This window comes from Pseudomonas pharyngis (assembly GCF_021602345.1).
Taxonomy (GTDB): domain Bacteria; phylum Pseudomonadota; class Gammaproteobacteria; order Pseudomonadales; family Pseudomonadaceae; genus Aquipseudomonas; species Aquipseudomonas pharyngis.
Window position 1 is genome coordinate 368,914 of record NZ_BQID01000004.1, and the last position, 25,634, is coordinate 394,547.

Consider the following 25,634-nt stretch of genomic DNA (forward strand, 5'->3'; position numbering starts at 1 on the left):
CACACTATCAACCGCGATTGCGTCCCCGCAGCATGCTGTCGAGCACTTCGTCGCGGCGCACCCAGCCATGGAACAGCGCGGCCGCCAAGTGCAGCAGCACGGTCAGGAACAACAGATACGCCAGATACCCATGAGCCTTGCGCAGCAACGCGAACACCTGCGCATCCGCCGGCACGATCGACGGCAATTGCAGGGACGTGCCGAGCATCACCGGATCCCCCGCCGCGCTGATCATCGCCCAGCCCAGCAGCGGCAATACCAGCATCAGCGCGTACAGCAACAGATGAGAGGCCTTGGCCGCCATCACTTGCCAGCCCGGCAGATCCGCCGGCAGCGGCGGCTGACGGGTGCCCAGTCGCACCAGAATGCGCACGATCACCAAAGCGAGTATCGCGATGCCCAACGGTTTATGCAGGTTGATCAACCATTCATGCCGCGCCGACACCGAGGTCACCATACCGGCGCCGATGAACAACATGGCGATGATCATCAACGCCATCAACCAGTGCAGCAACCGCGCCAGCGGATTGAAATGAGTTGGTTGCGTGCTCATGGGCGAGCCTCCTTTTTGCCGGTGGGCAGTTGGCTGACTTCGCTGGTGCGACGCAGGTAGGAATCGGCATAACCGGCCGAGCGCGCGGCCAGCAATGGGTCGTCGGAACCCTGAATGCCGGCCGGCAGCACCAGCGGATCGTAGTTGATGTCACGGCATTCGCCGCTGAGCTGCGGCTGGGTCTTTTCCAGCACCAGGGTACCGGCGTTCAACACCTTGCGACCGGCAGGCCAGGTCTTGCTCGCATCGTTCACCGGATCGTCGGCATTGGCCAACGTGATGTTCAATTGAAAGCGCAGCGGCCCTTCGGCCAGGCGTTGTACTAGGTCTTTTTCAAGAAAATCGCTACCTTCAGGCGCAGTCGCACCGGCAGCGTCCTGCGCCAGAGGCGTCATGCTCCAGCGCACCGCTTGCTTCTTGCCGCTGGCATCCACCAGATAGAACGCGTTGACGCTGTTGTAGGTTTCCGTCGCGTAACTGGCCGAGGGTTTGGCGGTTTTTATCCAGGTCAGAAACGGTACGGCTTCCGGGTGTGCGGCAAAAAATGCCGGCACCTTGGTCGGATCCGGTTTACCGGTGGCAGGATCCGGCGATTGCGCCTGCTGCAACTGATAGAACGCCTCGGGCGTGCCAACCGGGAACACCGGCATGCTGTTCATCCCGGTGCGCCACTGCTGGCCGTTGGCCTGAGTGAAACGCAGTGCCAGGCTGCGGATCGGTACGGCGCTGTCCGGCGCATACGGACTGCCAGCTGGCAACGCAAAGCGCCCGACCACCGGAGTACGCGGCTCGTTGAACACTTGCGCGACAGAATACGAGCGAGCCTCGCCGCTGCTCTCGAAATGTCCGATCACGCACACACCTTTGGCGTGATTGCGGCGAAAGCCCGGATGCACGCCGTTGTTCTTTTCCAGCACATCGACCAGCGCTTTTGGCGTCAGGCGTTGTGGGTCAAATGAACCATGAACGTAGGCAAACGCCCCGGCCAGGGCTGCGACTACCACGGCGATTCCGCCAAGACGCAACACCAGGCTCGCGGCACTCAGTGGCGGGCGTTGTGGCCCGCCGGGCGACGAACTGCGATCAACCATGAAGCACTCCAGGGCCATCGGCCACAAGTAGGAAGAATCAGCAAGACGCACGCCATCGGGATTTATTCCACGGCCCGGTATTTATTTTTCAGAACGTGGAATAACCTCCAATGCCGGGCGTCTTCCTAGTCCACAGCGTAGCGACTAGCAGAACTTCATGAGCGAATTCGACGAACAACTGCGAGAAATAATCCCCAGATTGCGGCGTTTTGCCGTGTCGTTGACTCGCAACAGCAGCAGCGCCGACGACCTGGTACAGGCCAGTCTGGAGCGGGCGCTGTCGGGTTGGGGTGACAAACGCGCCGACGGTGATCTGCGCGCCTGGCTGTTTTCGATCCTGTACCGGCAATTCCTCGACGCGCATCGGCGTTCGCGGCGTTATGCGCGGATGCTCGAATTCTTCACCGGCCGCGATGACGCCGAGCCCTCGGTGGAACGCACCGTCATTGCCCAATCGACCTTGAAGGCCTTCGACCGACTGCCCACCGAACAGCGCGCGCTGCTGCTGATGGTGTCGGTCGAAGGCCTGACCTATAAGGAGGTCGCCGAGATTCTCGGCGTCCCCACCGGCACCGTGATGTCGCGCCTGTCCCGTGCTCGCCAGGCCCTGCGCCAGCTCAGCGACGGGGAAATCAGCAGCCCTTCCTTGCGGATACTCAAATGATCAGTCTGCCCCCCAACGAACGTGACCTGCACGCCTACGTCGACCATCAGCTCAGCGAATCCGACCGTCATGTGCTGGAAACCTGGCTCGCCAGTCACCCGGACGAAGCGGCGCAGGTTCGCGCCTGGCAACAGGACGCCCAGCACCTGCGCGCCGCCCTCGGCGGCGCCTTGCAACAGCCGGCCAATCCGGACCTCGATCCGGCGCTGATCCGTCAGCGCCTCAAACGCCAATCGCGCCGCCAGTGGGCCAGCGCGGCGGTGCTGCTGATTGCCGTCAGCCTCGGCGGTGTCGGTGGCTGGAAGGCCCGGGACATGACCGTGTTTCATGCCCCGGCACCGATGACGGACGCCTTGCAGGCGTACCGTTTGATCGCCCAGCAAGGGCTTCTGCCGGCGGACTACAAAGTCGATGGCGACGGCGACATCCAGCGCTGGCTCGACCGTTATTTCACTCAGGCCAATCGCCTGCCGGACCTGACGTCGGCCGGGTTTACACCGGTCAGCGGCCGCCTGCTGAGCACTGACGAAGGCCCGGCGGCGATGGTGATGTATGAAGACCAGAGCGGGCACAAGGTCAGTTTCTACGTGCGTCCACCGGGACCGAAAAATACCTTCCTGCCCCGGGGTAGCCGCCAGGACGGGGATCTGCAGGCCGAGTACTGGTCCGGCAAAGGCTACAACTACGCGATGGTCAGTCCGACCGACACCCCGGCGGCGAAAATGCTCAAGCAATCCCTGAGCTTCTAGCCGGTTCAGAACCCCACATCCAGCACCACATTGTCCAGGTAGGTTCCGGCGGGCGGTGTGGTCTGGTCGGTGTAGATTTTCGCGTTGTAGTTGAAGATCTGGCTGCCGGTACCCAGCCCGTTGCCGGGATTGACCTCGGCATCGCTGCTGGCCCGACGAGCCGCGCCGACACTGCCCCAACGGGTGGTGCCGGCACTCTTGAAGATGTCGTAGGCCAGATAGTTGCTGCCGGAAATCATCCGCCGCCGTCCGCCGACACTCAGCGCATTCTGCCCGTCGTTCAGCCCCACGGTGTAGGCACTGCCCTTGGTGCAGGCGAGGTTGATGGTCTGCCCGGTCACCGGGGTGAACGCACTGACCACCGGCGCGCTGCCGAATGCGATGTTCGGCGCGGTGATGGTGCAATCGTTGGACACCGTCAGGTTGACCGTCAGTGTCGTGGTACCGCTGTTGATGTCGCGGCCCAGGCAAAGCCCGCCGACACCTATGCCTGAACAATAATTCCAGTTCCAGAAAATGCTCAGTGTCTCGGTATACACCCCGGCTGCCACGTTGCTGCCGATGGTGGTACCGAAATAGAGCGGAACGGTTTTCGGCACAGTACCGCCGAGCAAACCGAGGGCGTCGATGATGCCGTTACGGGCGAAGTCATAGGCGGTGCCCCGCGTCAGCGGGTAACTGGTGCTGTTGTTGGCGTAGATCGTGTAACCGATCACGTCGCCGGAGGGCCCGAGCAAACCGCTCTGGGTCGAGGTGACGGTGGCCCAGAAATGGTCATTGTTGGTCAACAGCGACAGCAACGAGCCGGTGCAACTCAAGCCCCCGTTCAAGGTGGAACTGGGTTGCGAGGCGGTGCGCACGGCGATCGAACTGATGTTGCCGAACCCGGCCGGCGTGGTGGTCACCACCGAACACAGCGCCTGCGCCAGCCCCGGCAGCAGCAACAACAGCCACAGAGCAAGCCGCGCCCGGATCATTGGCACACCAACGGGCCGATCAGCGGCACTTCATCCTGCTGCAGATCGACGCTGAATTGCGCCTGGCAGGTCTTGCCGTCCGCGAGAGTCACCCGCAGCGAATTCTGCGCCTGGAGGTTTTCCAGGTAGACCAGTCCGTCCCAGCCGACCACCGTCCGCGTGCCGCTCTGTTCGTGCAGCACGCCACTGCCCAGCGGCAACTCCTTTTGCTGCGCATCCACCAGCACGATGCTCGCGGCAATCACCCGGCTCAGCGGAAACTCCAGCAGATAGCCGCTGCCCCGGCGCACGGCAACGCGCTGTTCGACATTCGGGCTGCGCACGTTGGCCGGCAGGTTCAACGGATCGATTTCGTACTTGCCGCGGTAATAGGCACTGCTCCACGGCACCAGCAAATGGCCGTTGCGGTCGGTCTGGCCGACCTGCTGGTTCTCGTAACGCACCGGAATGTCCGCGTAACCGTCGGTGCTGACCACCACGAACGCATCGTCGATGCGGTTGGCGGCGAACACTTGATCATCCATCCACACCAGCGAGCCGCTGGCATCGGCCCAACGGGTTTCGGCGTCGGACGTGCCGTAGACGCCCGCCTGCAATTGCACCGATTGCAGACGCCAGGTCACGTCAGCCTGACGGTAATCGGCGCCGTCGCCCTTGGCGTAGCCGAGATTGAAGCCCACCCCGCCCTCGGACGGCACGGCGCGGCTGTAGTTGACTCGTTGCTGCGTCTGCCCGGTCTTGCTGCGTTCGCTGCTGATGGCCAGGCTGCCGCGCAGGTCGAACGGAATCACCAGTTGCGCCTGCACCGCCCAGTTGCTGTCGCCGATTTCGCGGTTGGCCGACAGGTAGAAACTGCTGTTGCGCCACAGCGGTTTGCTCCAGCTCAGATTGAGCAACCGCGTGCGGGTTTCGTCTGCCGCGCGAATATCGAAATAACCGACGCCGAGACTGCCCCAGCGTTCAAGGTTGAGGCTCAGGGTCGCCTGCTCGCTACGCTTGCTGAGTGTGGTGTAAGGACTGTCAACCACGGTCAGGTCGGCGTAACGGTCGCGGCGTTGCAGGCGCTGATAGGAAAAACTGTAGCGCTGCCCGCTGTATTGATAGCCGAGGCTGAGTTGCTGACCGCCGTCGCCGTCGAAACGGCTCTGACTGATCGCACCGTTGAGCACTCCGAAATTGCCCAGCCGCAAGTTACTGCCCAGTCCCCCAAGGGTCAGGGAATCCGCCGCCTCGGCGTGACTCTCCAGGGTAAAGGTGTCGCTGACGCCGTAGCGCAGACTGCCCGAGGTCACGCCCGGTCCGTAGCTGAAGTCCTTCAGGCCATAATCCCGGCGCAACGTACCGGCAGCCACCGAAAAATCGCTCAGACCCTTTTGCAACAGGCTGCTGGTGACGTAGAACGGCACCGTGGTCGACACCTGACGGCCCAGCGCATCAGTGGTCACCACCACCGCCTCGCCCGCGCCGTTGATGAACGGAATGTTGGTCAGGGTGTACGGCCCCGGTTGCAGGTCGGTGCTGCTGGATTTGTAGCCGTTGATGAACAGATCCACCGAGGACGGCACCGCCGCTTCCCCGGCGAACTGCGGCAGCGGATAGGTCACCAGATCCGGACGCACCGCAAAATCCCTTGAGAACTGCACACCGCCCAGCCGTACCGAACTGCTCCAGGGCAAGGCGCCGCTGACCACGTCCCCGGCCTCGTAGGTCAGCATCCGCTCGTCATCGGAGTAGCGCCAGGTGGTGTCGTAACGCAGATAGCCGTTGTCCAGCGTGCTGACCGCATCCCCCGACAACGTACGGCGATATTGTCCGGTGTTCGACAACGTGCCCCAACTGTCGAACAGCCGCACCTCGTTCCACGCCGCCAGGTAAGTGCCGGCGTCGTCGGTGTCATTGAGGTAGAGGTCATAGTTGAACAAAGCGCCGAAACTGCTCAGCGCCGGGGTGCGCGGATAAACCTCGCGGTTGCCGATGAACTGCTCCGGCAGCCAGTCCGGTGGCACGTCGAGCAGCAAGCGCTGGCTGACGCTGTCGTAATCGCTGTGCAGGCCCGGCAGGCCGTCGAGATCGACTTCGGCACCGGCCTCTGCCGGCAGCTTCATGCCGGTGTCGCGCAATACGCTGGCCGGCAGGAACAGGCGCCCGCCGCGCTGCTCCACCGCCACCACCCGACCGGTATTCATCTGGTTAACCACCAGTTCCAGAAACAACTGTGCATCACTCACGGCCTCCATGCCGCTGGGAGGCGGCGGCAGTTCACCGGCCCCGGATGGATGAATGAACATCAGGCACCACGCGCCGGTCATGAGCCACAACGGACGCTGAATACGGCGAGCCCATCCTGGACTCATTAGCGTGTTACGTCCGTCAATGGACTGATTCCTCCTGAAACCGCTGGCGCCGAAGCCTGATCACTTCGACATGACTCGCTATGGCTATCGCGCCGGCGGAATGCTCTGCACCTTGGCCGCGCCATTGATCCGTCCCGCCAGCTCTCCCGCCACCGGCCCCGGTGCCGGCCAGCGCATCACCGCGCCGGGCAACACGTAACCGAGCAGGCCCTCGGCCAACGGTTTGCTTTGACCACCCTGCTTGATGGCGACATCAGTCAGCCGCGCATGAACTGCGCCCTGATTGCGCACTTCCACATAAGGACGGCCCTCCACCGCCACCGTGCGCCAGCTCAATTGCGGCAGGCCGATACCCTTGGGGTCACGCTGGCGGGCGCTGTCCTCCTTGCTCCACAAACCCGCGCCATAGGCGAACAGCGGTACCGAGTAGCGCATCTGGAAGCGGATCGCCGCAGCGGTCTTGCCGTCTTCGGCGACGGGCGGCTGAGCCGAGGGGATTTCATCGATGATGATCCGATACGCCAGCTCCTGGCCTGGCGGCACGTCCTTGGTACGGGTCAGGCGCACCAGTTGCTTCTGTCCCGGCTCGATCTTCGCCACCGGCGGGCTGCCGATCACCTCCCGCTGATTGCGGTACTGCTCTTCGAAACCGCTCTGGCTCCAGCCGAACACGCGGATCTGCAGGTTGGCGGTTTCCGTGCCGCGATTTTCCAGCCACAGCGCACTGGCCTGCTGATCGGCCTCCAATACCGGGTCGATCGGCCAGATCAGCACCGAACTGGCAGCCTGGGCCTTGAGCGTCCCGAACATGGCCAGCGCCAGCACGGCGCAACACGCGAACGAATAGCGTGACGTGAAAAACCCCATAAACCTGCTCCTTGTCATTTCACATCACCACGACAGCTGCACCTGCAACACATCGCTGTATGTCCCCCCGGGTTGATTGCCCGGCAATTGCACCTGCCCGTAGATCGGCAGACTGATGTTGTTCGCATCGCTGTAGGCCACCGCCACGCTCTGGCCGATGCCCAGGCTCTGGCTGTACGCCGCATCGCGAAACAGCGCATAGGCCACCTTCGCGCTGCCTCCGCTGATCTGCATGCGTCGCCCGCCGCTGTTGTACTGGCCGCCATCGACCGTCATGTTCAGCGCCACCCCCGGCGTGCATTGCAGCGTGACACCGCCGGTCAACGCTACCTGCACCGTGCCGGTAGCCAGCGCCGACCGCGAACCGAAATTCAAGCCGCCATAGTTCGATACGCCCCCCACCACCAGACAGCCCGGTGTCACCGTGGCACTGACCTGAAAACTCTGACTGGTGACCGCCGCCAACGGCAGCGGCAAGCTGCCCGCACACAGCAGCAACAGCCCCGCACAGCCATGCCGGCCCATGGCGCTAAAACGTCAGTTCAACGGAAATCGTGTCGGTGTAAGTACCCGCCGGCAGCCCGGCCTTGCCGACCGCCTGACCGTAGATGTTCACGGTCTGCGCCACACCGGTGCTGGCCGCGAGGTTGATCACCCCGTCGATGGCCAGCAATTGCGAGTGCCCGGCGTCGGTGTACAGGTCATACGGCACGTAATTGGCCACTCCGTCATACAACGCGCGAGTGCCGCCCGGCGAGAGCCCGTCATGGGCGCCCGCCCGGACCTTGACCGTCGGCGTGGTGCCAGCCGAGCACAGGATCGACAGCGCCCCGCCCCCGCCGCCCAGCACCTGTCCGGTCGCCGTGGTGAACAGGCTGTTGGCGGTGCCGAAGTTCAACGCACCGAAGTTCAGCCCGGTAGAACCGCCGGAACCGTTGACCTGGCAACTGCTGATCAGGGTCAGGCTGGAAGTGATCTGGCCGGTGACCGTGGTGGCGGCATTGACGCTGGAAGCGAGCGTCAGGCCGAGCAACGACAAAGCTATCCTTGATGCAATCGTACGCATGGTGTCCGTCCTCTACGGGGTTACCAGTCGAGCGTCACCGTCAGGGTGTCGGTATAGACACCGGCCGGTACCGCACGGGTGTTCGCCACCACCGAGCCAAATACCGGAATGGGTATCTGTGCGCCGCTGGTGACAGCGAAATTGTGTTGTTGACCAATGCTGTAGCTCTGGCTGCCGGAGGCATCGAGAAACAGCTGATAGGGAAGTGTCTGGCGCCCGTTGCTCAGGCGGCGTGTGGTGCCGTCGCCATGGGTGCCGCCGTCGATGGTCACGGTGAACCCGGTGACCGAAGGGTTACAGGCGACATTGAGCTGGCCGCTGCCCGCTTCGCTGAGGCTGGCCTTGATCGGTGCATTCCAGGTCGGGCCCTGTTGGCCGAAATCGAGAGAGCCCAGCCCATCCACCGGGCTGGCGGGGCTGGAGGCGTTGGTCACTTCGCAGCCGGCGATCAACGTCAGCCGCGCGACGATCTGCCCACTGACTGCCGCTGGCGCGACCTCGGCGAACATCAGCAGCGTGGCTATGGCGATTACCCGCCCGTGTCTGTCCATCATTGAGCGCCTACTCCTTCAGGATCACTCGAACATTGCGCTCATCACTGAACGCCCTTCCCTGCGCCACCCGGATCCAGCGGATGGCTGAAAAAACGCCGCGATCACCAGGTGACCGTCACCTTCACCAGATCCGAATACCGGCTGACCCAAGGCACTTCTGCCATCCGTTCGATCCGCCCGTATAGCGGCAAGTCCACCGTGCCGCTGTCCGGCACCCGGCCACTGACCGGCACATCCACCACCAGCGGCACCCGCCGCGCAGGGTCCTGATACAGGCGATAGGGAATCGGCTTGCTGCCGGCCTCTCCCGCCATATAACGCACCTCGCCGACGCCACCGTGCAGGCCGCCATCGACACGCAACTGGTACGGGGTGTCCGGGTTGCATTCCAGACGCGGCAGGCGCGAATTCGTCAGCGCCGCACCGAGTAGCCCGTCCCGGTCGCCGAGCCGCGCCGTGGTGCCGAAGTCGAGTACGCCCAGTTGTTCGATACCGGCCTCGCGTTGCTGGCCAATCAACTGGCAACCGCGCTGCACATCGACCCGCACCTCGACCTGAAGATCGGCGGCGTGGGCCGGTGCCGCGAGCCCGCCCAGCAATGCCCAGACCATCCCTGCTTTCACCGCCCGCTCCTTGATCGCGACGGCGTATCTGCCGTTACAGTGTTTCAGGTTAGCAACGGACGCCGATTGCGCCAGTCGATTGGATCCAGGCAACCGCCGGGATTTGTTTCGAAAGGTTGGCAACAGGTCGATTCATCATGTTGAAAAAACCTGTACATGCCGCAGATTAATGTCCGGGAAAACGATAAAGCGCAGTGGAAGCAAAACTACCCGTCTGGTTACACTACGCCGCCGCGCTCGCGGGGAGCCGGCCCGATGATGACGGAGTGATTGCAGTGCCCGCCCGACCGCCCGAACGTTCGCGTCTGACCCATCGCTGGTCAGCCTTGCGCCGCCTCCTCGGCAAACGCTCCAGTACCGCTGCGGGCCAGTGCGCTGCCAGCGCGCAATCGGTCCGCGACTACTTCCGGCAAAAGGCCCACGGCCAGGGCTACACCCTCAGCCACAGCCAGCAGCGGGTCATCGACTGCATGGCGCAGCAGGCCGGCCTGTTGTTCGGCACCCCTGCGCAAACCCCGCCCAGCCTGTATCTGCACGGGGCGGTCGGGCGCGGCAAAAGCTGGCTGCTGGACGGATTCTTCGAGGCGTTGCCGATTGCGCAAAAGCGCCGTCTGCACTTCCATGGGTTCTTCGCCCAGTTGCACCAAGGCATGTTCGAGCATCGTGACTGCGACGATGCCTTGGCCGTTACCCTCGATGCGCTGCTGCTGGACTGTCGGGTGCTGTGTTTCGATGAATTTCATGTGCATGACATCGGCGATGCAATGCTCATCACCCGCTTGTTCAAGGCGCTGTTCAAGCGCGGGATCCTGCTGTTGGTGACTTCCAACTACCCGCCCGAAGGCTTGCTGCCCAACCCGCTGTACCACGCGCGGTTCAAACCGGTGATCGACCTGATCAATGCGCGCATGCAGGTCATGGAAGTCGGCGGCCCGCACGATTACCGCAGCCAGGCGCGTCGGCATGCGCATCAGGTGTTCACCCAAGGCTATTACGTCTGGCCGGCCACCCCGGCGCAGCGCCAGGCTTTGAAGCTGCCGCCACTCGGCACCACGCCGTTGCCATTGGCAGTCGGCAGCCGCCATTTGCCGGCGCGGCTGTGCGAAGACCGGCGTGTCGGGTTTACCTTCAACGACCTCTGCGAACAGCCCACCGCCGTGATGGACTATCTGGAACTGTGCCGGCGCTTCGACCACTGGATCATCGATGAGCTGCCGGAGTTGGGCGAGTGTTCGATCGCCGCCCAGCAACGCTTCATCAATCTGATCGACGTGCTCTACGACCAGGACAAACACCTGACCCTGCTCGGCCAGCTCCCGTTGCGTGAAAGCCTCGGCGGCCAGGCGATCGATCTGGCCCGCACCCGCAGCAGGCTCGGGCAATTGCGCGAAGTGCACGAACCGGGCTGATTTGCCGTTATCATGCCGCCCATTTCCGGCGCTCGGGCGCCTTCCAGATAGCGATCCTTTTCATGCACACCCTTGCACAACTGCGCGCCGGCGAACTGTCGGGCATCACCCGGCTCGACCTGGCTGAAGGCCTGACTGAATTTCCGCCGGAGATTTTCAACCTCGCCGACACGCTGGAAGTGCTCAACCTCAGCGGCAATGCCCTGAGCAGCTTGCCGGACGACTTGCACCGCCTGACACGCCTGCGCGTGCTGTTCTGCTCGGACAATCAGTTCACCCGGTTGCCGGCGTGCCTGGGCCAGTGTCAGGCGCTGACGATGATCGGTTTCAAGGCCAACCGGATCACCCAGGTGCCCGGCGCGGCGCTGCCGCCGCAGTTGCGCTGGCTGATCCTGACCGACAACGCCATCGAAACCCTGCCCACGGAACTGGGCGAGCGTCCGCTGTTGCAAAAGCTCATGCTCGCCGGCAATCGCCTGCGCACGCTGCCGCCGTCACTGAGCCAGTGCCATCGGCTGGAACTGATCCGTATTGCCGCCAACCAGTTGACCGAGCTGCCGCAATGGCTGCTGACCTTGCCGAGCCTGACCTGGCTGGCCTACGCCGGCAATCCGCTGGAAACCGAAGCCGATGCCGACGCGCTCAACAACGCGCCCCTGATCGACTGGTCGGCGCTGCAGCTGGAGCAACGGCTGGGCGAAGGCGCTTCCGGGGTGATTTACCGGGCGCAGTGGCAGTCTGCGGACCAGTCGGCCACGCCGGTGGCGGTCAAGTTGTACAAGGGTGAGATGACCAGCGACGGCTCGCCGCTGCATGAAATGAACGCGTGCATCACCGCCGGGATGCACCCGAACCTGATCCGCGTCGAAGGCCGCATCGACCAGCATCCCGATGGTCAGCAAGGCCTGGTGATGCAACTGATCGATTCGAGTTACCGCAACCTGGCCGGACTGCCGAGCCTGGCGTCCTGTTCACGGGATGTGTATGCCGATGATTGCCGTTTCAGTGCCGACGTCGCCCTGCGTATTGCCCGGGGCATTGCCTCGGTCGCCGGGCATCTGCACCGTCACGGCATCACCCATGGCGATCTCTACGGACACAACATTCTGTTGAACGATCAGGGCGACTGTCTGCTGGGGGATTTTGGCGCGGCGTCATTCCATGCCACGGCGGACACGCCTGAAACCCGTGCGCTGCAACGCCTCGAAGTGCGGGCATTCGGGATTTTGCTGGGGGAACTGCTGGCGCGCATCGACTCGGGATTGAGCGATGAACAACGTCAGGCGCTGGAGGCCCTGGAACAGCAGTGCTGTCAGCCGGACGTGCTGGCACGGCCGGGGTTCGGCGAGATCGTTGAGGTGCTGCAACAGTAATGACCGCTGCGCGATCAATCGCGAGCAGGCTCGCTGCCACAATAGACTTGTATCACCCCTGTAAAGGGTCACTGATCAAATGTGGGAGCGAGCCTGCTCGCGATTGCAGCGTTACTGACTCGAAAAATCAGCCGGCCAGACCGACGAACATGTCCTGCACATCGTCATGGTTGTCCAGGCCTTCGAGGAACGCCTCGACTTCAGCCATCTGCTCGTCGCTCAGACCGCTGACCGGGTTCTTCGGCTGGTAGCCGAGTTTGGCCGACAGCACGGTGAAGCCTTGTTCCGGCAGGGCTTTCTGCACGGCATCGAGGTCGGTCGGATCGGTCAGGAACAGGGTCGCACCCTCTTCGCCCGCTTCGAAATCCTGCGCTCCGGCTTCGATCGCGGCCATTTCCGGATCGGCGTCCGGGGTGTCCGGCGACGCTTCGATCATGCCGACATGGTTGAAGTCCCAGGCAACGGAACCGGAAGCACCCAGTTGACCCTTGCGGAACGCCACGCGGATTTCCGCCACGGTGCGGTTGATATTGTCGGTCACGCACTCGACGATCAGCGGCACCTGATGCGGTGCGAAGCCTTCGTAGGTGACGCGATGGTATTGCACGGTTTCGCCCAGCAGCCCAGCACCCTTCTTGATGGCACGGTCCAGGGTTTCCTTGGGCATCGAGGCTTTCTTGGCCTGTTCGACCACCAGACGCAGGTGTGCGTTGGTGGCGGTATCGGCACCGTTACGCGCAGCAATGGTGATTTCCTTCACCAGTTTGCCGAAGATCTTGCCCTTGGCGTTGGCTGCCGCTTCTTTGTGTTTAACCTTCCACTGTGCGCCCATTACTCACTCTCTTGATCTGTGGCGCCGAGACATCTATTGGCCGACGCATGGCGGCAAGTTTATACGGCCTAAAGTCGGCAATCGACCAAAAAATCCGCTGCGGATCGACATCTTCTACGCGCCTTGTAGGGCGATTCTGAAAAACCGGTTTGCCATGTCCAATCAACGTCGCGTTTTCGTACCCTCTGTCGCCCGTATTGCCAGAACAGAGCCTGCCCGAATGCTCAATGACAAGGAAAGTCCGTTTTCACTGACCCTGGCCGAAGGCGGGATAAGCCTGCCGGTGCTGCGCTTCAGCGGTCATGAAGCGCTGAATCAGCCTTATCGGTTTGAAATCGAGGTCATGGGCCTGGCGCCCGCCTGGTCACCCGGCAAGCTGCTGCATCAGGCGGCGTTTCTGCACCTGGATGAGGATCACGGCATTCACGGCGTCATTCAAAGTGCCAGCTGCGAACATCGCGCAACGCACCGGATCGCCTACCAACTGGTGCTGATGCCGCATCTGCAAGCGCTGGAGCAACATCCCGTACGCCGGGTCTTCACGCAACTGAGCGTGCCGGCCATCCTTGAGCAACTGTTGATCGAACATCACCTGCCCGCCCACAGCTACCGGATCGAGATGACCGTCGGCCACTATCCGCCGCGTCCGTTCTGCATTCAGTACGACGAAACCGATTTGGCCCTGTTGCAACGGCTTTGCGAAGAGGAAGGCATTCACTACCACTTCGAACATCAGCCGGACGGCCATGTGGTGGTGTTCGCCGATGACAGCCTGAGCCTGCCACAGCAAGTGACGGCGATTCCTTTCAACACCCAGCTCGATGCGCCAACCAGCGGCCTCAGCAGCCTGTTCCAGCGGCATGAGGCGGTACTGCCTCCGATGCCTGCCGGCGTACGAGAGCGAGGGCGACCGATCAAGGGTCAGGAGGCCGCCAATCACACGCTGGGCAGTGCCGTCGCCCCACAGGAGTCTCTGCCAACTGCGCAACGTCACGCCACCCAGCGCAGTCGCCGTCTGCTCGAGCGCCAACGCTGCCGGTCGCGCTCGATTCAGGGCCGCAGCGATTGTCTGCGCCTGCTCAGCGGGCGCCTGTTGCAAGTCACGGAGCACCCGGTAAACGCCTTCAACGAGCAGTGGCTGATCACCGAGTTGCGTCATCAAGGCCAGCAACCTTCGATTCTCGACCCAGTGCCGACGGTTCGCCGCTATCACAACGACTTCACGGCGCTGCCCTGGTCGACCCCGTTTCGCCCGCCGCCGAAACAACCGCGTCCGCGCATTCCGGGGTATCACCCGGCGCAATTGCTCGGTGCGCCGGGGCAACCGGCGCAGGTGGACGATCAGGGACGCATGGCCGTCCGGTTATGGCCGGAGCATTCACGTAACGGTGCAAGCGAAGGGCTGTGGCTGCCGTTGGTCATGCCCCATGCCGACGCCTGCGTGCCTCGGGAAAATCTTCCCTGCGCCGGCAGCGAAGTCTGGGTCAGTTTTCTCGACAGCGATCCCGACCGACCGATCCTCTGCCTCGACGCCTGCCGGCCCCAACCGGCACAACCGAGAGAAACCGAGCCCGAGGAGGACCTGTTGCTCGACTGGCTGCTCAACCGCTCCACCCCGCCGCGCTGACGCTCACGCCTTGTCGGCCTTGCCCGCCGCCGCCGCGAATTTCGCCAGACGCACGTCAAGGTGCCGGGGTCGCCGACCGTGATCCTCGGCGCGCTCCTTGCGGCGAATGGCGTTGCGCACCATCAGCGAGCCAAGGTAGCGGATCGGCTCCGGCGGAAAGTAACCCAGCGGCCCGTTGACCAGCGGCGAGCGTGTCCATGGGTTGTCGAGGCCCTGCACCAGCGAAGCGAGGATCTGCCCGCCCATGTGGCACGGCCCGACGCCGCTGCCGGAATAACCGAAACCGTAGAACACATTCCCGCTGGCACTCATCCGGCCGAAGAACGGCAGGCCGGTGACCGAGCGATCCGAGGGGCCGTTCCAGGTTGCGTCGACTTTCACATCGGCAAAGGCCGGGAAGAAGTCGTCGAGGCTGCGCTTGAGCAACCCGGTATAGGGCGAGGGCTGGTCGAACACCGGCAACATCCGCCCGCCGTAAGCGAAGGTATTGCCGCCCTTGCCGAGCATGATCCGGCCGTCCGGGGTGTTGTGGTAGTAGTGCACGAAAATCCGCGAATCAAGCACAGTCACGCCGCTGATCAAACCGATTTCCTGCAACAGATCCGGCCGCGGTTCGGTGATCAGCATGTCGCTGGAGACGATCGCCACACTGCGCTCGAACTGCGGGAAAGCACGGGCCATCCACGCGTTCATCGCCAGCACCACGCGGTCGGCGGTCACCCGGCCGCTCGCCGTGTGAAGGCGCGCCGGACGGCCCTCCTCCAGCCCGGTCATTGCCGTGCCTTCATGAATCCGCACGCCCAACTGCAACGCCACCTGGCGCAAGCCGCGCACCAGTTTGCCCGGCTGCACGCTGGCGGCGGCCGGTGAGAACCAGCCTTCCAGATGTTTTTCCGATCCGGCCATGCGCTGTACATCGGCGACCGGCCGTTGGGTAAACGAGTTGATGCCGTTGCGCTCCAGCGCCGCAATCACCGCATCGGTCGAGCCGCATTGCGCGCGGTTGGTCGCGGTGTAAAGCGTGCCGTCGAGGCGGTAATCGGCGTCGATGCCGTACTGCTCGCAGAACTCGCCGATGGCGTGGATGCTGCGCTCGGATTCCTTGACCAGCCGCACCGCCTCTTCGACGCCGAACAGTCGTTCCAGAGTGAAGTACTTCGCCGACCACGACAGCGCACAGCCGCCGTTGCGCCCACTGGCGCCGGCGCCGCAAATGTCGGCTTCGATCAGCAACACATCGAGTTCGGGGTTCTGCTGCTTGAGCATGATCGCCGTCCACAACCCGGTGTAACCGCCGCCGACGATGCACACGTCGGTGCGCACATCGCCTTGCAGCGGCGGGCAAGGTTCGGACGTGTCGAGCTGCAAAGCCTGCTCCAGCCAAAACGGTCTCATGAAAATTCTCCAGTCAGTCGGCCACGGCATAGCCTGCCGCGAATGCCGCAGCAGGCCGCGAGGTGAGGGTTTTCAGTTACGCAGGGGTTTGATGGTCAGGGCGCGGTTGGGCACGTAGGCACGTGGTTCCATGACGCCGACCGGGCGGCTGTTCCAGTGCGGAATCAGCACCAGCGCCGAAAACAGCGCGCAACCGGCGAACACGATGAACACCGTCACCGAGTCGAAGTAACCCGGCAGCAAACCACCGAGCACAGCACCGACCGAGCCGCAGCCGTTGACGAATCCCGCCGCCGTGGCGCCGGCCTTGGCCTTGCCGAAATCGATCGCGGCCGCGCCGCTGATCATCGAGTCCGGGCCGTACAGGGTCAGGCCCATCACAAACAACAATGCGACCACCAGCATCACGCTGCCGGTGTGCAAGGCGCCCATGAACAGCGCGAGGGTCACGGTCAGCGCCAGCAGACTCAACACGCAGGCCGGCATGCGTCGGGCGCCGAACAGTTTGTCCGAGGCCAGGCCGATCATGATCGGACCCAACAGGCCCGCCAGTTCAAATGCCGTTGGAATGATCGCCGCACCGACCTTGCCGACCGAAGGCATCTGCTCGAACACAATCACCGGGCCCCACAGCAGAATCGCGTAACGCGCCGGTTTCAGCAGGAAATACGCCAGACCCAGCACAAGCACCGTACGGTTGCGCAGGATTTCCTTGAGCGGCTCCCAGACGCTGAGTTTGCTGTTGGCTTCGGCCTCTTCGGCGCTGATCACCGGCTCCGGCTCCACGGCGGGCAGGCCGACGTCTTCCGGTTTGTCGCGCTGAAAGATGAAGAACAACACCGCCACCACCGCGACCACCGCCGCGCTGGAAATGAACGCCGCGTGCCACGAACCAATCAGCGTGTACGCCCACCAACCGGCAAACGGCGAGGCCACCAGACCGCCGAATGCATAGCAGGAACTCCACAACCCGAGCACGCGCCCGCGTTGTTCGGAAGGGAAGAAACTGCCGAGGTTCTTGCACAACCCCGACCAGCCGGTGGACTGCGCCAGCCCCTGAATCAGCATGCAGGTGGCGAAGATCGGCAGCGTCGCGAAACTGCCCATCACCAGCGCCGCAGCGGCGGAAATCAGCAAACCGCCAAGGACAACAACCCGAGGACCGAAGCGGTCGGCGAGCATGCCCCAGGTGAACTGGCCGATGGCATAGGCCGCCAGGTAAATCGCGTCGAGATTGGCCATGGCCATTTTGTCGAGGGTGAAGCTGGGGTCTTCGGCGATGCCCAGTTTGGCCACCGAAAAGGCTTTGCGGGTGAAATAGAACGCGGCGTAAGCGAGCCAGGTGACAGCGAAGATCTGCATGCGCCAACGCGCAAGGGTGCCAATGTGCTTGTTCATTGTGGTTCTGACCTCAGGGTGTGAGTGTGCCGGCAGAATCGATAAGTAAACGCCTGTGTTTTTATTGTTGAGCACTGCGATATCACCCCGTCCCTTCGGCGATACCGGTCAGATGAGTCCTGGTGTTGCACGCACAGGCTCATGGCCAGCGTCGCTGCCCGACCGGGCAGTCAGCGTTGGCGTGAGCCGATCAAAGCAATTACTGTTTAATAAATAAAATCGATTTATCGTATTTCACACATAAGCTCAGCTTGTTACTGGAGTCAGAACATGTCGGTTTCCCACGCCCAGCTCAAAGCCTTTCACGCCGTGGCCGTGCACGGAAGCTTCACCAAGGCCGCCGAGCGGCTTTACCTGACGCAACCGGCGATTTCCGACCAGGTGCGCAAACTCGAAGAACGCTTCGGTGTGTTGCTGTTCCACCGCAACAAACGCTCGGTGCGCCTGACAGATCTCGGCGAACGCTTGCTGGCAATCACCCAGCGTCTGTTTGTGGTCGAGGCCGAAGCTCAGGAGCTGTTGCAGGAATCCCAGGCCTTGCAGACCGGCAGCCTGATTCTGGCGGTGGATGCCCCGGTGCATGTGTTGCCGCAGATCGCCCGGTTCTGCGAACGCTACCCGGGGATCAGCGTGAAGATCGAGACCGGTAACACCGATGAGTCGCTGTTTCGACTGTTCAACTATCAGGCCGATCTGGCGTTGCTGGGTCGCGATGTCAGCGATGAACGTCTGCTGTGCGTGCCGCTGCGCAACGATCCGATGGTGGCGTTCGTCTCGCGCCATCACCCGTGGGCCGAGCGTGAATCGATCTGCCTGGAAGATCTGGACGACACGCCGCTGGTGCTGCGCGAACACGGCTCGGTCACCCGCCAGACCCTGGAAGAAGAAATGGCCCGCGCCGGTTTCCGCATCCGCCCGGCGATTCAGGTCGAAGGCCGGGAAGCGGCGCGGGAGGCGGTGGTGGTGGGGATTGGCGTGGGGGTGGTGTCGGCGGCGGAGTTTGGTGCTGACTCGCGGGTTTGCGCGTTGCCGATCACCGATTGCACCCGGCGCTTGACCGAGACACTGGTGTGCCTGCGCGAGCAGAGTTCGCGGCGGGTGGTGGCGACGTTTCTGGATATGGTGCGCGAAAGCCTGGTGTAGATCGTTCCCCCGTCGAGGCGTCGAACCGTCCGCGTAGGAACGATCTGGTGGGTATCAGGTGGGGGCCAATCCGAAAAACGCCTGAATCAACCGCAATTCCCGCCGGCGCTCCACGCAGCCGATCATGTGCCGGTTCACCAGCCCTTCTCCGGCAATGGGAATCGCGACGACACGGGGGTCATGGCTGACCTCAACCGACGACACCACCCCAACCCCCAACTCAGCCGCCACCGCTTCCGTCACCGCCTCGCGACTGTCCAGTTCCAGCAACACCCGTGGGCTGACCGATGCCTGGGCACAGGCCTGATCAAACGTGCGCCGGGTAATCGAACTCGGCTCGCGCAAGACCATGATCACCTGATCCAGCTCCTTGAGCCTGACCTCGCCACTGCGTGAAGACCATGGATGCCCCGCCGGCACCAGCGCGCAAATCCGCGATTCACTCAATGCTTGCAGATGCAGCCCTTTGCGCGGCTCGACCTCGGTCAGCACCGCCACATCGGCATGCTCGGACAACAACGCCGCCAGCGTTTCCTGAGCGTTGCCCAAGCGCAGATTCACCGTGATCCCCGGATAGCGCGCCCGCAGGCTGGCAAGCATCGGCATGACCATGTGCGGGCCGTCCGCCGCCACCTCAAGGCGTCCGGTCAGCAACTGCCGATTGGCTTCGAGCAGCGCCTGCGCCTCTTCGGCCAGGCCGAACATCGCCCGAGTGATCGCCGCCAGTTTGGTGCCCTCCTCGGTCAACTCGACCCGGCGCGCCGTGCGTCGTAACAGGGTGATCTGGTAATGCTCCTCCAGCGCCTTGATATGTCCGGTGACCGCCGGCTGGCTGATGAACAACCGCGCGGCGGCACGGGTAAAGCTGCCTTCCCGGGCCACGGCGTCAAAGGCGCGGAGCTGGAACAGGTTCATGAATAACCCTCACTGATGGCTGGCATAACAACAAACAATTTGATTGATGATCCGCCGAATTGCAACGTAGGCGCCGTAGCTTCATCCCACAGCGCTATCGCGAGGACACACGAATGAGTACTGCCGCCCCCATCCTGCTCACTCCCGGCCCGTTGACCACTTCGGCCCGCACCCGCCAGGCGATGATGGTCGACTGGGGTTCATGGGATGACCGCTTCAACCAACTGACTGCCAGCCTGTGCGAACAACTGCTGGCGATCCTCAACGGCGCCGCCACCCACCACTGCGTACCGTTGCAGGGCAGCGGTACTTTCGCCGTCGAAGCCGCGATCGGCACCCTCGTCCCTCGCGACGGCAAGGTGCTGGTACTGATCAACGGCGCCTACGGCAAGCGTCTGGCGAAAATCTGCGAAGTGCTCGGCCGCTCGTTCAGCACCTTTGAAACCGCTGAAGACGAACCGACCACCGCCGCCGACGTCGACCGCCTGTTGTGCGCCGACAGCGACATTACACACGTCGCGCTGATTCACTGCGAAACCAGCACCGGCATTCTCAATCCGCTGCCGGAAATCGCTCAGGTCGTCGAACAACACGGCAAACGCCTGATCATCGACGCCATGAGTTCCTTCGGCGCGTTACCGGTGGATGCACAGAAAATCCCGTTCGATGCGCTGATCGCGGCCTCCGGCAAATGCCTGGAAGGCGTGCCGGGCATGGGCTTCGTGTTTGCCCGCAAGGAATCCCTGGCCGCAGCCGCCGGCAATTCGCATTCGCTGGCGATGGACCTGTTCGATCAGCACAGCTACATGAAGAAGACCGGCCAATGGCGCTTCACCCCGCCGACCCACGTGGTCGCCGCGCTGCACGAGGCGCTGCTGCAATACAACGAAGAAGGCGGCCTGCCGGCACGGCATGCGCGTTACGCCGCCAACTGCCAGGCATTGATGGAAGAGATGGGCAAACTCGGCTTGCGCAGTTTCCTGCCCGCCGCCATCCAGGCGCCGATCATCGCGACCTTCCACGCACCGAAAGATCCGCACTACCAGTTCAAGGACTTCTACGAACGGGTCAAGGCCAAGGGTTACATCCTCTACCCCGGCAAGCTGACTCAGGTCGAAACCTTCCGCGTCGGCTGCATCGGCCACGTCACCCCGGCGCAGATGCGCGAAGCCGTCGCGGCGGTGGGTGAAGTGCTGCGCGAGATGGAAGTGCTCGACATCTGACTCACCCGGCCCGCTCCCTCATTTGAATTGCATTGCCAATACAGGATTCTGACCAACATGAACTACAACAACCCAACCCAGCTGCAAGCCGCCATCCTCGACTGGGCCGGCACCGTGGTCGACTTCGGTTCCTTCGCACCGACCCAGATTTTTGTCGAAGCCTTCGCCGAGTTCGACGTCCAGGTTTCCATCGAAGAAGCCCGGGGCCCGATGGGCATGGGCAAATGGGATCACATCCGCACCCTGTGCGATCAGCCGCAGGTTGCCGAGCGCTATCGTAAGGTGTTCGGCCGCACCCCGACCGACGATGATGTCACCGCGATCTACAACCGCTTCATGCCGCTGCAGATCGAGAAAATCGCCGAGCACTCGGCGCTGATTCCCGGCGCGCTGGAGACCATCGCCAACCTGCGTCAGCAAGGCATCAAGATCGGTTCCTGCTCGGGTTATCCGAAGCAAGTGATGGACAAGGTCGTGGCACTGGCCGCCACCAACGGCTACGTCGCCGACCACGTCGTCGCCACCGACGAAGTGCCGAACGGCCGCCCATGGCCTGCGCAAGCGCTGGCCAACGTGATTGCGCTGGGCATCGACGATGTCGCCGCCTGCGTGAAGATCGACGACACCGTGCCGGGGATTCTCGAAGGTCGTCGCGCCGGGATGTGGACCGTGGCGCTGATCTGCTCCGGCAATGCGCTGGGCCTGGATTACCAAGGCTATCGCGCACTGGGCAGCGATGCGCTGGCCAGCGAACGCAAGCGCATTCACGCGCTGTTCGAAGGCTCGCGCCCGCACTACATGATCGACACCATCAGCGATCTGCCGGAAGTGATCGCCGACATCAACAAGCGCCTGGCCAACGGCGAGATGCCGCAAAGCAGCTGATTGCATCCATCGCGGCAAACAAAAACGCCAGTGTCTGCCCGACACTGGCGTTTTTTCATGAGTGTTTTCAGCTAAATCGCTGACTCAGCTCAGTGAAAGCTTTTTTAGCCTGGGGCAAACGCGCCAAAGGGGATTACAGTTAAGGCATGCCGTCGCAGAACGGCACGCTTGAGCCCTGAACCGTGAGGAACGCCGTATGCCGTGGACAAATTCCGAATCCCGTTACAGCACCGTGTCGATCCTGTTGCACTGGCTGATGCTGGTGCTGTTGGTGCTGGTGTACGCCAGCATGGAATTGCGCGGGCTGTTTCCCAAGGGCAGTGGTGGTCGCACGCTGATCCGCGAAGTGCATTACATGCTCGGGCTGACTGTGTTCGTGCTGGTGTGGTTTCGCCTGTTCGCTCGCAGCCTGGGGCCTGCGCCGAAAATCTTTCCGGCTTCGCCACAATGGCAAACCACCCTCGCACGCTTGATGCACTGGGCCTTGTACCTGTTCATGATCAGCATGCCGATCCTCGGCTGGCTGATCACCAGCGCGGAGGGGCATCAGGTGATGTTCTACGGTTTCGACCTGCCGCTGCTGGTGAGTGAGGACAAGGCCTACGCCAAACAGGTTGAATACTGGCACGTACTGATCAGCACGATTGGCTATTGGCTGATCGGCCTGCATGCGCTGGCGGGCATCTATCACCATTACGTGGTGCGCGATAACACGTTGCTGCGGATGATGCCCAAGCGCAGCCAGGGTTAACCGTCGAATCCGCGCCGGCCCTGCAAGCCGCCGGTGTGGACGAAGATCAAGCGCAAACCCCGGGCAAAGCGGCCCGCCTCGATCTGTTGTTTGAGCGCCAGCAAGGCCTTGCCGGTGTACAGCGGTTCGAGGGGAATGCCGCTGGCTTGCTCGGATTGCGCGATGAACTCAAGCAACGTCGGATCGACCTTGGCGAAACCGCCACGGCTGGCGTGGATCAGCTCAAAGCCTCCGGTGTCACCGACAATCGCCTCGACATTGGCCGCAACGCCGTGATCGTCGGGCACGGCCATTGCGCCATACACCGCACGTTGGCCTGCCTCGGCCAACACCAATCCCGCTAGCGTGGTGCCCGTGCCGCAGGCCAGCCACCAACCGTGGTAGTCGTCCCAACCAAGCTTGCCGAGTTGTTCACTGACCTGGTCCTTCAGCGCCGCGCAACCCTGCGCCCCCGGCAAACCGCCGCCACCTTCGGGCACCGGATGCAGCGTCGAATACTGCGCCAGCCACGGCTGCCAGAACCCCGGCTCGTGCCGCGCCCGATAACCGCCGTAACCGAGCCAGTGCAACTGCATGCCGAAATCCTGCAGATCCCTGACCGTCGGCGTGTCCTGCGGATGCCCGCGCAATAACCCGACCGTTGTGAATCCCAGGCGTTTGCCCGCAGCCGCCAGCGCATGCAGATGATTGGAGTGCGCACCGCCCAGGCTGATGATGCCTTCGGCACCCGCGCGGTCGGCGGCTTTCAGGTGTTCGACGAGCTTGAACCACTTGTTGCCGCTGATCAGCGGATCGATGCGGTCGAGACGCAGGATCGCGACTTCAATGCCGGCGGCGGTGAGCCAGTCCAGATGAAAGGGATCGAGGGGGGCTTGAGGTAGCCAGTCGGTGGGAGGCAGAAACATGAAGGCCGGCTCTGTGCAAAGAGCCGGCATTCTAGGGTGGATCAGAGCTCGGCGGCCAGACGCGAGCCCTGATTGATCGCACGCTTGGCATCCAGTTCGGCCGCCACATCGGCGCCGCCGATCAGGTGCACGTTCTGCCCGGCTGCTACCAGCCCGTCGTGCAGCTCGCGCAGCGGATCCTGGCCGGCGCAGATGACGATGTTGTCCACCGGCAGCACTTGCGGCTCGCCGGCTTCACCGATGCGGATGTGCAGGCCTTCGTCGTCGATCTTCAGGTATTCGACGCTGTTGAGCATCTGCACCTGCTTGTTCTTCAGACCGGTGCGGTGAATCCAGCCGGTGGTCTTGCCCAGACCGTCGCCGACCTTGGACTTCTTGCGTTGCAGCAGGAACACGTCACGGGCCGGTGCGTGCGGTGCAGCCTTGATCCCGGCCACGCCACCACGGGCTTCCAGATTCGTGTCGATGCCCCACTCTTTCCAGAACGCAGCGCGATCCTGACTGGTGGCCACACCTTCATGGACGAGGAATTCCGAGACGTCGAAACCGATACCGCCAGCGCCGATCACCGCCACACGCTTGCCGACCGGTTTGCGCTCAAGCAGCACATCCAGGTAGCTCAGCACTTTGGCGTTCTCGACACCCGGAATCGCCGGCAGACGCGGCGCAATACCGGTCGCCAGAATGACTTCGTCGTAACCGCCCTCGACCAGTTTCGCCACGTCGACGCGGGTGTTCAGGCACACCTCGACGTTGGTGGTCTGCAGTTTGCGTTTGAAGTAACGCAGGGTTTCGTAGAACTCTTCCTTGCCCGGCACACGTTTGGCGACGTTGAACTGGCCGCCAATCTCGCTGGCCGAATCGAACAGCGTTACCTGATGCCCGCGCTCGGCGGCCACGGTGGCAGCGGACAGACCGGCAGGACCGGCACCGACCACGGCGATCTTCTTGATCTGCTTGACCGGCAGGTAGTTGAGCTCGGTCTCGTGGCAGGCACGCGGGTTGACCAGGCAACTGGTGAGCTTGCCGCCGAAGGTGTGATCGAGGCAGGCCTGGTTGCAGCCGATGCAGGTGTTGATTTCGTCGGCGCGGCCTTCGGCGGCCTTGTTGACGAAGTCCGGATCGGCGAGAAATGGCCGCGCCATCGAGACCATGTCGGCATCGCCTTCAGCCAGAATCTGCTCGGCGATTTCCGGGGTGTTGATGCGGTTGGTGGTGATCAGCGGAATATTCACCGAGCCACGCAGCTTGGCCGTGACCTTGCTGAACGCCGCACGCGGCACTTTGGTGGCGATGGTCGGGATCCGCGCTTCGTGCCAGCCGATGCCGGTATTGATGAGGGTTGCGCCGGCCTGCTCGATGGCTTTGGCCAGGGTGACGATTTCTTCCCAGGTGCTGCCGCCTTCCACCAGATCGAGCATCGACAGACGGAAGATGATGATGAAGTTCGGGCCGACCGCTTCACGTACGCGGCGAACGATTTCCACCGGCAGGCGCATGCGGTTTTCATAGCTGCCGCCCCAACGGTCAGTGCGGTGGTTGGTGTGGGCCGCGAGGAACTGGTTAATGAAATAACCCTCCGAGCCCATGATCTCCACGCCGTCGTACTCGGCGGTCTGGGCCAGTACCGAGCAGGTGACGAAATCGCGGATCTGCTTCTCGATGCCTTCCTCGTCCAGCTCTTTGGGCTTGAACGGGTTGATCGGCGCCTGAATGGCGCTCGGTGCGACCTGTTTCGGGCTGTAGGCATAACGGCCGGCGTGGAGGATCTGCATGCAGATCTTGCCGCCCGCATCATGCACGGCGCGGGTGACGATGCGGTGCTTGAGCGCTTCTTCCTCGGTGGTCAGCTTGGCCGCGCCGGAATACACACCGCCCTCGTCGTTCGGGCCGATACCGCCGGTGACCATCAGGCCGACGCCGCCGCGGGCACGCTCGGCGAAATACGCCGCCATGCGTTCGAAACCACCCGGCTTCTCTTCAAGGCCGGTGTGCATCGAGCCCATCAGGGTGCGGTTGCGCAGCGTGGTGAATCCCAGGTCCAACGGGGCCAACAGGTGCGGGTATTGAGTGGCGGTCATCGTTAACTCCACAGCAGCGATCACGGAAAATGCGGGAGCTCTGCGTCCCCCGTCAGTCATGCTCGACAGATTAGGAGTCGCCTCGCTGTCACTCAATGACCGTAACTGACAAGTTATTGATCCAAATGCGCAGCGCCTCTTGGCAAGCCGGGGCTGGCGCCCTACCCTGTCCGCACACCCTGTACCCGGTTGTTGTTGG

The 25,634-nt window shown here is 62.9% G+C and carries 24 protein-coding genes; 9 read left to right on the top strand and 15 right to left on the bottom strand.

The genetic code is table 11. The annotated features are described in order from the left end of the window. Nucleotides 1–7 precede the first annotated feature (7 nt). Nucleotides 8–553: a cytochrome b gene (locus L6D74_RS11525; protein WP_011335009.1), complete on the bottom strand. Its 546-nt coding sequence runs from the start codon at nt 551–553 to the stop codon at nt 8–10. After that, entirely contained in the window at nt 550–1,644 is a 1,095-nt protein-coding gene (locus tag L6D74_RS11530; RefSeq protein ID WP_039767523.1) for a catalase family peroxidase, read from the bottom strand. Before L6D74_RS11530 ends, L6D74_RS11525 begins: the two co-directional genes overlap by 4 nt. 157 nt (nt 1,645–1,801) lie before the next feature. On the opposite strand from L6D74_RS11530, the gene L6D74_RS11535 reads away from it, so the two are divergent. Together L6D74_RS11535 and L6D74_RS11540 are read left to right on the top strand one after the other, a co-directional pair. After that, nucleotides 1,802–2,308 carry an RNA polymerase sigma factor gene (locus L6D74_RS11535; protein WP_236189217.1) on the top strand — a complete coding sequence of 169 codons (507 nt, stop codon included), beginning with the start codon at nt 1,802–1,804 and terminating at the stop codon, nt 2,306–2,308. Continuing rightward, nucleotides 2,305–3,057, top strand: coding sequence for an anti-sigma factor family protein (locus L6D74_RS11540; protein ID WP_236189218.1), 753 nt, complete (start codon nt 2,305–2,307; stop codon nt 3,055–3,057). The genes L6D74_RS11535 and L6D74_RS11540 overlap by 4 nt, the downstream gene beginning before the upstream one ends. 5 nt (nt 3,058–3,062) lie before the next feature. On the opposite strand, the gene L6D74_RS11545 is transcribed toward L6D74_RS11540, so the two are convergent. The 7 genes from L6D74_RS11545 to L6D74_RS11575 all read right to left on the bottom strand — a co-directional run bounded on the left by L6D74_RS11545 (nt 3,063) and on the right by L6D74_RS11575 (nt 9,486). Beyond that, the gene (locus L6D74_RS11545) at nt 3,063–4,034 is read right to left on the bottom strand and encodes a Csu type fimbrial protein (protein WP_236189219.1); all 972 of its coding nucleotides are present in this window, start codon (nt 4,032–4,034) and stop codon (nt 3,063–3,065) included. Then, complete coding sequence (locus tag L6D74_RS11550; RefSeq protein ID WP_236189220.1) at nt 4,031–6,388, bottom strand: fimbria/pilus outer membrane usher protein; 2,358 nt, start codon at nt 6,386–6,388, stop codon at nt 4,031–4,033. The genes L6D74_RS11545 and L6D74_RS11550 overlap by 4 nt, the downstream gene beginning before the upstream one ends. 84 nt (nt 6,389–6,472) lie before the next feature. Beyond that, nucleotides 6,473–7,255 (bottom strand): fimbrial biogenesis chaperone, encoded by a 783-nt coding sequence (locus L6D74_RS11555; protein ID WP_064597814.1) that lies wholly within the window; start codon nt 7,253–7,255, stop codon nt 6,473–6,475. A gap of 24 nt (nt 7,256–7,279) precedes the next feature. Next, a complete protein-coding gene (locus tag L6D74_RS11560) occupies nt 7,280–7,780 on the bottom strand; it encodes a Csu type fimbrial protein (RefSeq protein WP_064597816.1) in 501 nt (166 codons plus the stop codon). A gap of 4 nt (nt 7,781–7,784) precedes the next feature. Next, nucleotides 7,785–8,321, bottom strand: coding sequence for a Csu type fimbrial protein (locus tag L6D74_RS11565; protein ID WP_064597818.1), 537 nt, complete (start codon nt 8,319–8,321; stop codon nt 7,785–7,787). A gap of 20 nt (nt 8,322–8,341) precedes the next feature. Beyond that, nucleotides 8,342–8,875 carry a Csu type fimbrial protein gene (locus L6D74_RS11570; RefSeq protein WP_236189222.1) on the bottom strand — a complete coding sequence of 178 codons (534 nt, stop codon included), beginning with the start codon at nt 8,873–8,875 and terminating at the stop codon, nt 8,342–8,344. Between the two features lie 101 nt (nt 8,876–8,976). Further along, a complete protein-coding gene (locus L6D74_RS11575) occupies nt 8,977–9,486 on the bottom strand; it encodes a Csu type fimbrial protein (RefSeq protein ID WP_236189255.1) in 510 nt (169 codons plus the stop codon). Between the two features lie 287 nt (nt 9,487–9,773). On the opposite strand from L6D74_RS11575, the gene zapE reads away from it, so the two are divergent. Both zapE and L6D74_RS11585 read left to right on the top strand, forming a co-directional pair. Further along, entirely contained in the window at nt 9,774–10,907 is a 1,134-nt protein-coding gene (gene zapE, locus L6D74_RS11580; protein ID WP_236189223.1) for a cell division protein ZapE, read from the top strand. A gap of 62 nt (nt 10,908–10,969) precedes the next feature. Further along, nucleotides 10,970–12,280 (top strand): leucine-rich repeat-containing protein kinase family protein, encoded by a 1,311-nt coding sequence (locus L6D74_RS11585; protein WP_236189224.1) that lies wholly within the window; start codon nt 10,970–10,972, stop codon nt 12,278–12,280. A gap of 127 nt (nt 12,281–12,407) precedes the next feature. Here the strand turns inward: L6D74_RS11585 and L6D74_RS11590 are convergent, their stop codons facing one another. Continuing rightward, nucleotides 12,408–13,112, bottom strand: a complete 705-nt coding sequence (locus tag L6D74_RS11590) for a YebC/PmpR family DNA-binding transcriptional regulator (RefSeq protein ID WP_011335021.1) — start codon at nt 13,110–13,112, stop codon at nt 12,408–12,410. Nucleotides 13,113–13,332: 220 nt separating this feature from the next. Here L6D74_RS11590 and L6D74_RS11595 point away from each other — a divergent pair, with 220 nt between their 5' ends. Continuing rightward, on the top strand, nt 13,333–14,739 hold the full coding sequence (locus tag L6D74_RS11595) for a type VI secretion system Vgr family protein (RefSeq protein ID WP_236189225.1): 1,407 nt from the start codon (nt 13,333–13,335) through the stop codon (nt 14,737–14,739). Between the two features lie 3 nt (nt 14,740–14,742). On the opposite strand, the gene L6D74_RS11600 is transcribed toward L6D74_RS11595, so the two are convergent. Then, a complete protein-coding gene (locus L6D74_RS11600; RefSeq protein ID WP_236189256.1) occupies nt 14,743–16,140 on the bottom strand; it encodes an FAD-dependent oxidoreductase in 1,398 nt (465 codons plus the stop codon). A gap of 66 nt (nt 16,141–16,206) precedes the next feature. Continuing rightward, nucleotides 16,207–17,532, bottom strand: coding sequence for an MFS transporter (locus L6D74_RS11605; protein ID WP_064597832.1), 1,326 nt, complete (start codon nt 17,530–17,532; stop codon nt 16,207–16,209). Between the two features lie 270 nt (nt 17,533–17,802). On the opposite strand from L6D74_RS11605, the gene L6D74_RS11610 reads away from it, so the two are divergent. After that, entirely contained in the window at nt 17,803–18,675 is an 873-nt protein-coding gene (locus L6D74_RS11610) for a LysR family transcriptional regulator (protein ID WP_064597834.1), read from the top strand. Between the two features lie 54 nt (nt 18,676–18,729). Here the strand turns inward: L6D74_RS11610 and L6D74_RS11615 are convergent, their stop codons facing one another. Beyond that, nucleotides 18,730–19,590 (bottom strand): LysR substrate-binding domain-containing protein, encoded by an 861-nt coding sequence (locus L6D74_RS11615; protein ID WP_236189226.1) that lies wholly within the window; start codon nt 19,588–19,590, stop codon nt 18,730–18,732. A gap of 113 nt (nt 19,591–19,703) precedes the next feature. On the opposite strand from L6D74_RS11615, the gene L6D74_RS11620 reads away from it, so the two are divergent. The 3 genes from L6D74_RS11620 (at nt 19,704) to L6D74_RS11630 (ending at nt 22,449) form a co-directional block, all read left to right on the top strand. Then, nucleotides 19,704–20,813: a 2-aminoethylphosphonate--pyruvate transaminase gene (locus tag L6D74_RS11620; RefSeq protein WP_236189227.1), complete on the top strand. Its 1,110-nt coding sequence runs from the start codon at nt 19,704–19,706 to the stop codon at nt 20,811–20,813. Between the two features lie 57 nt (nt 20,814–20,870). Further along, a complete protein-coding gene (gene phnX, locus L6D74_RS11625) occupies nt 20,871–21,698 on the top strand; it encodes a phosphonoacetaldehyde hydrolase (RefSeq protein ID WP_236189228.1) in 828 nt (275 codons plus the stop codon). A gap of 196 nt (nt 21,699–21,894) precedes the next feature. Beyond that, entirely contained in the window at nt 21,895–22,449 is a 555-nt protein-coding gene (locus tag L6D74_RS11630; RefSeq protein ID WP_236189229.1) for a cytochrome b, read from the top strand. On the opposite strand, the gene L6D74_RS11635 is transcribed toward L6D74_RS11630, so the two are convergent. Both L6D74_RS11635 and L6D74_RS11640 read right to left on the bottom strand, forming a co-directional pair. Next, nucleotides 22,446–23,354, bottom strand: a complete 909-nt coding sequence (locus L6D74_RS11635; protein WP_236189231.1) for a 1-aminocyclopropane-1-carboxylate deaminase/D-cysteine desulfhydrase — start codon at nt 23,352–23,354, stop codon at nt 22,446–22,448. The two genes, L6D74_RS11630 and L6D74_RS11635, sit on opposite strands and share 4 nt — an antisense overlap. A gap of 41 nt (nt 23,355–23,395) precedes the next feature. Beyond that, entirely contained in the window at nt 23,396–25,435 is a 2,040-nt protein-coding gene (locus tag L6D74_RS11640) for an NADPH-dependent 2,4-dienoyl-CoA reductase (protein WP_064597853.1), read from the bottom strand. Nucleotides 25,436–25,634: the final 199 nt, after the last annotated feature.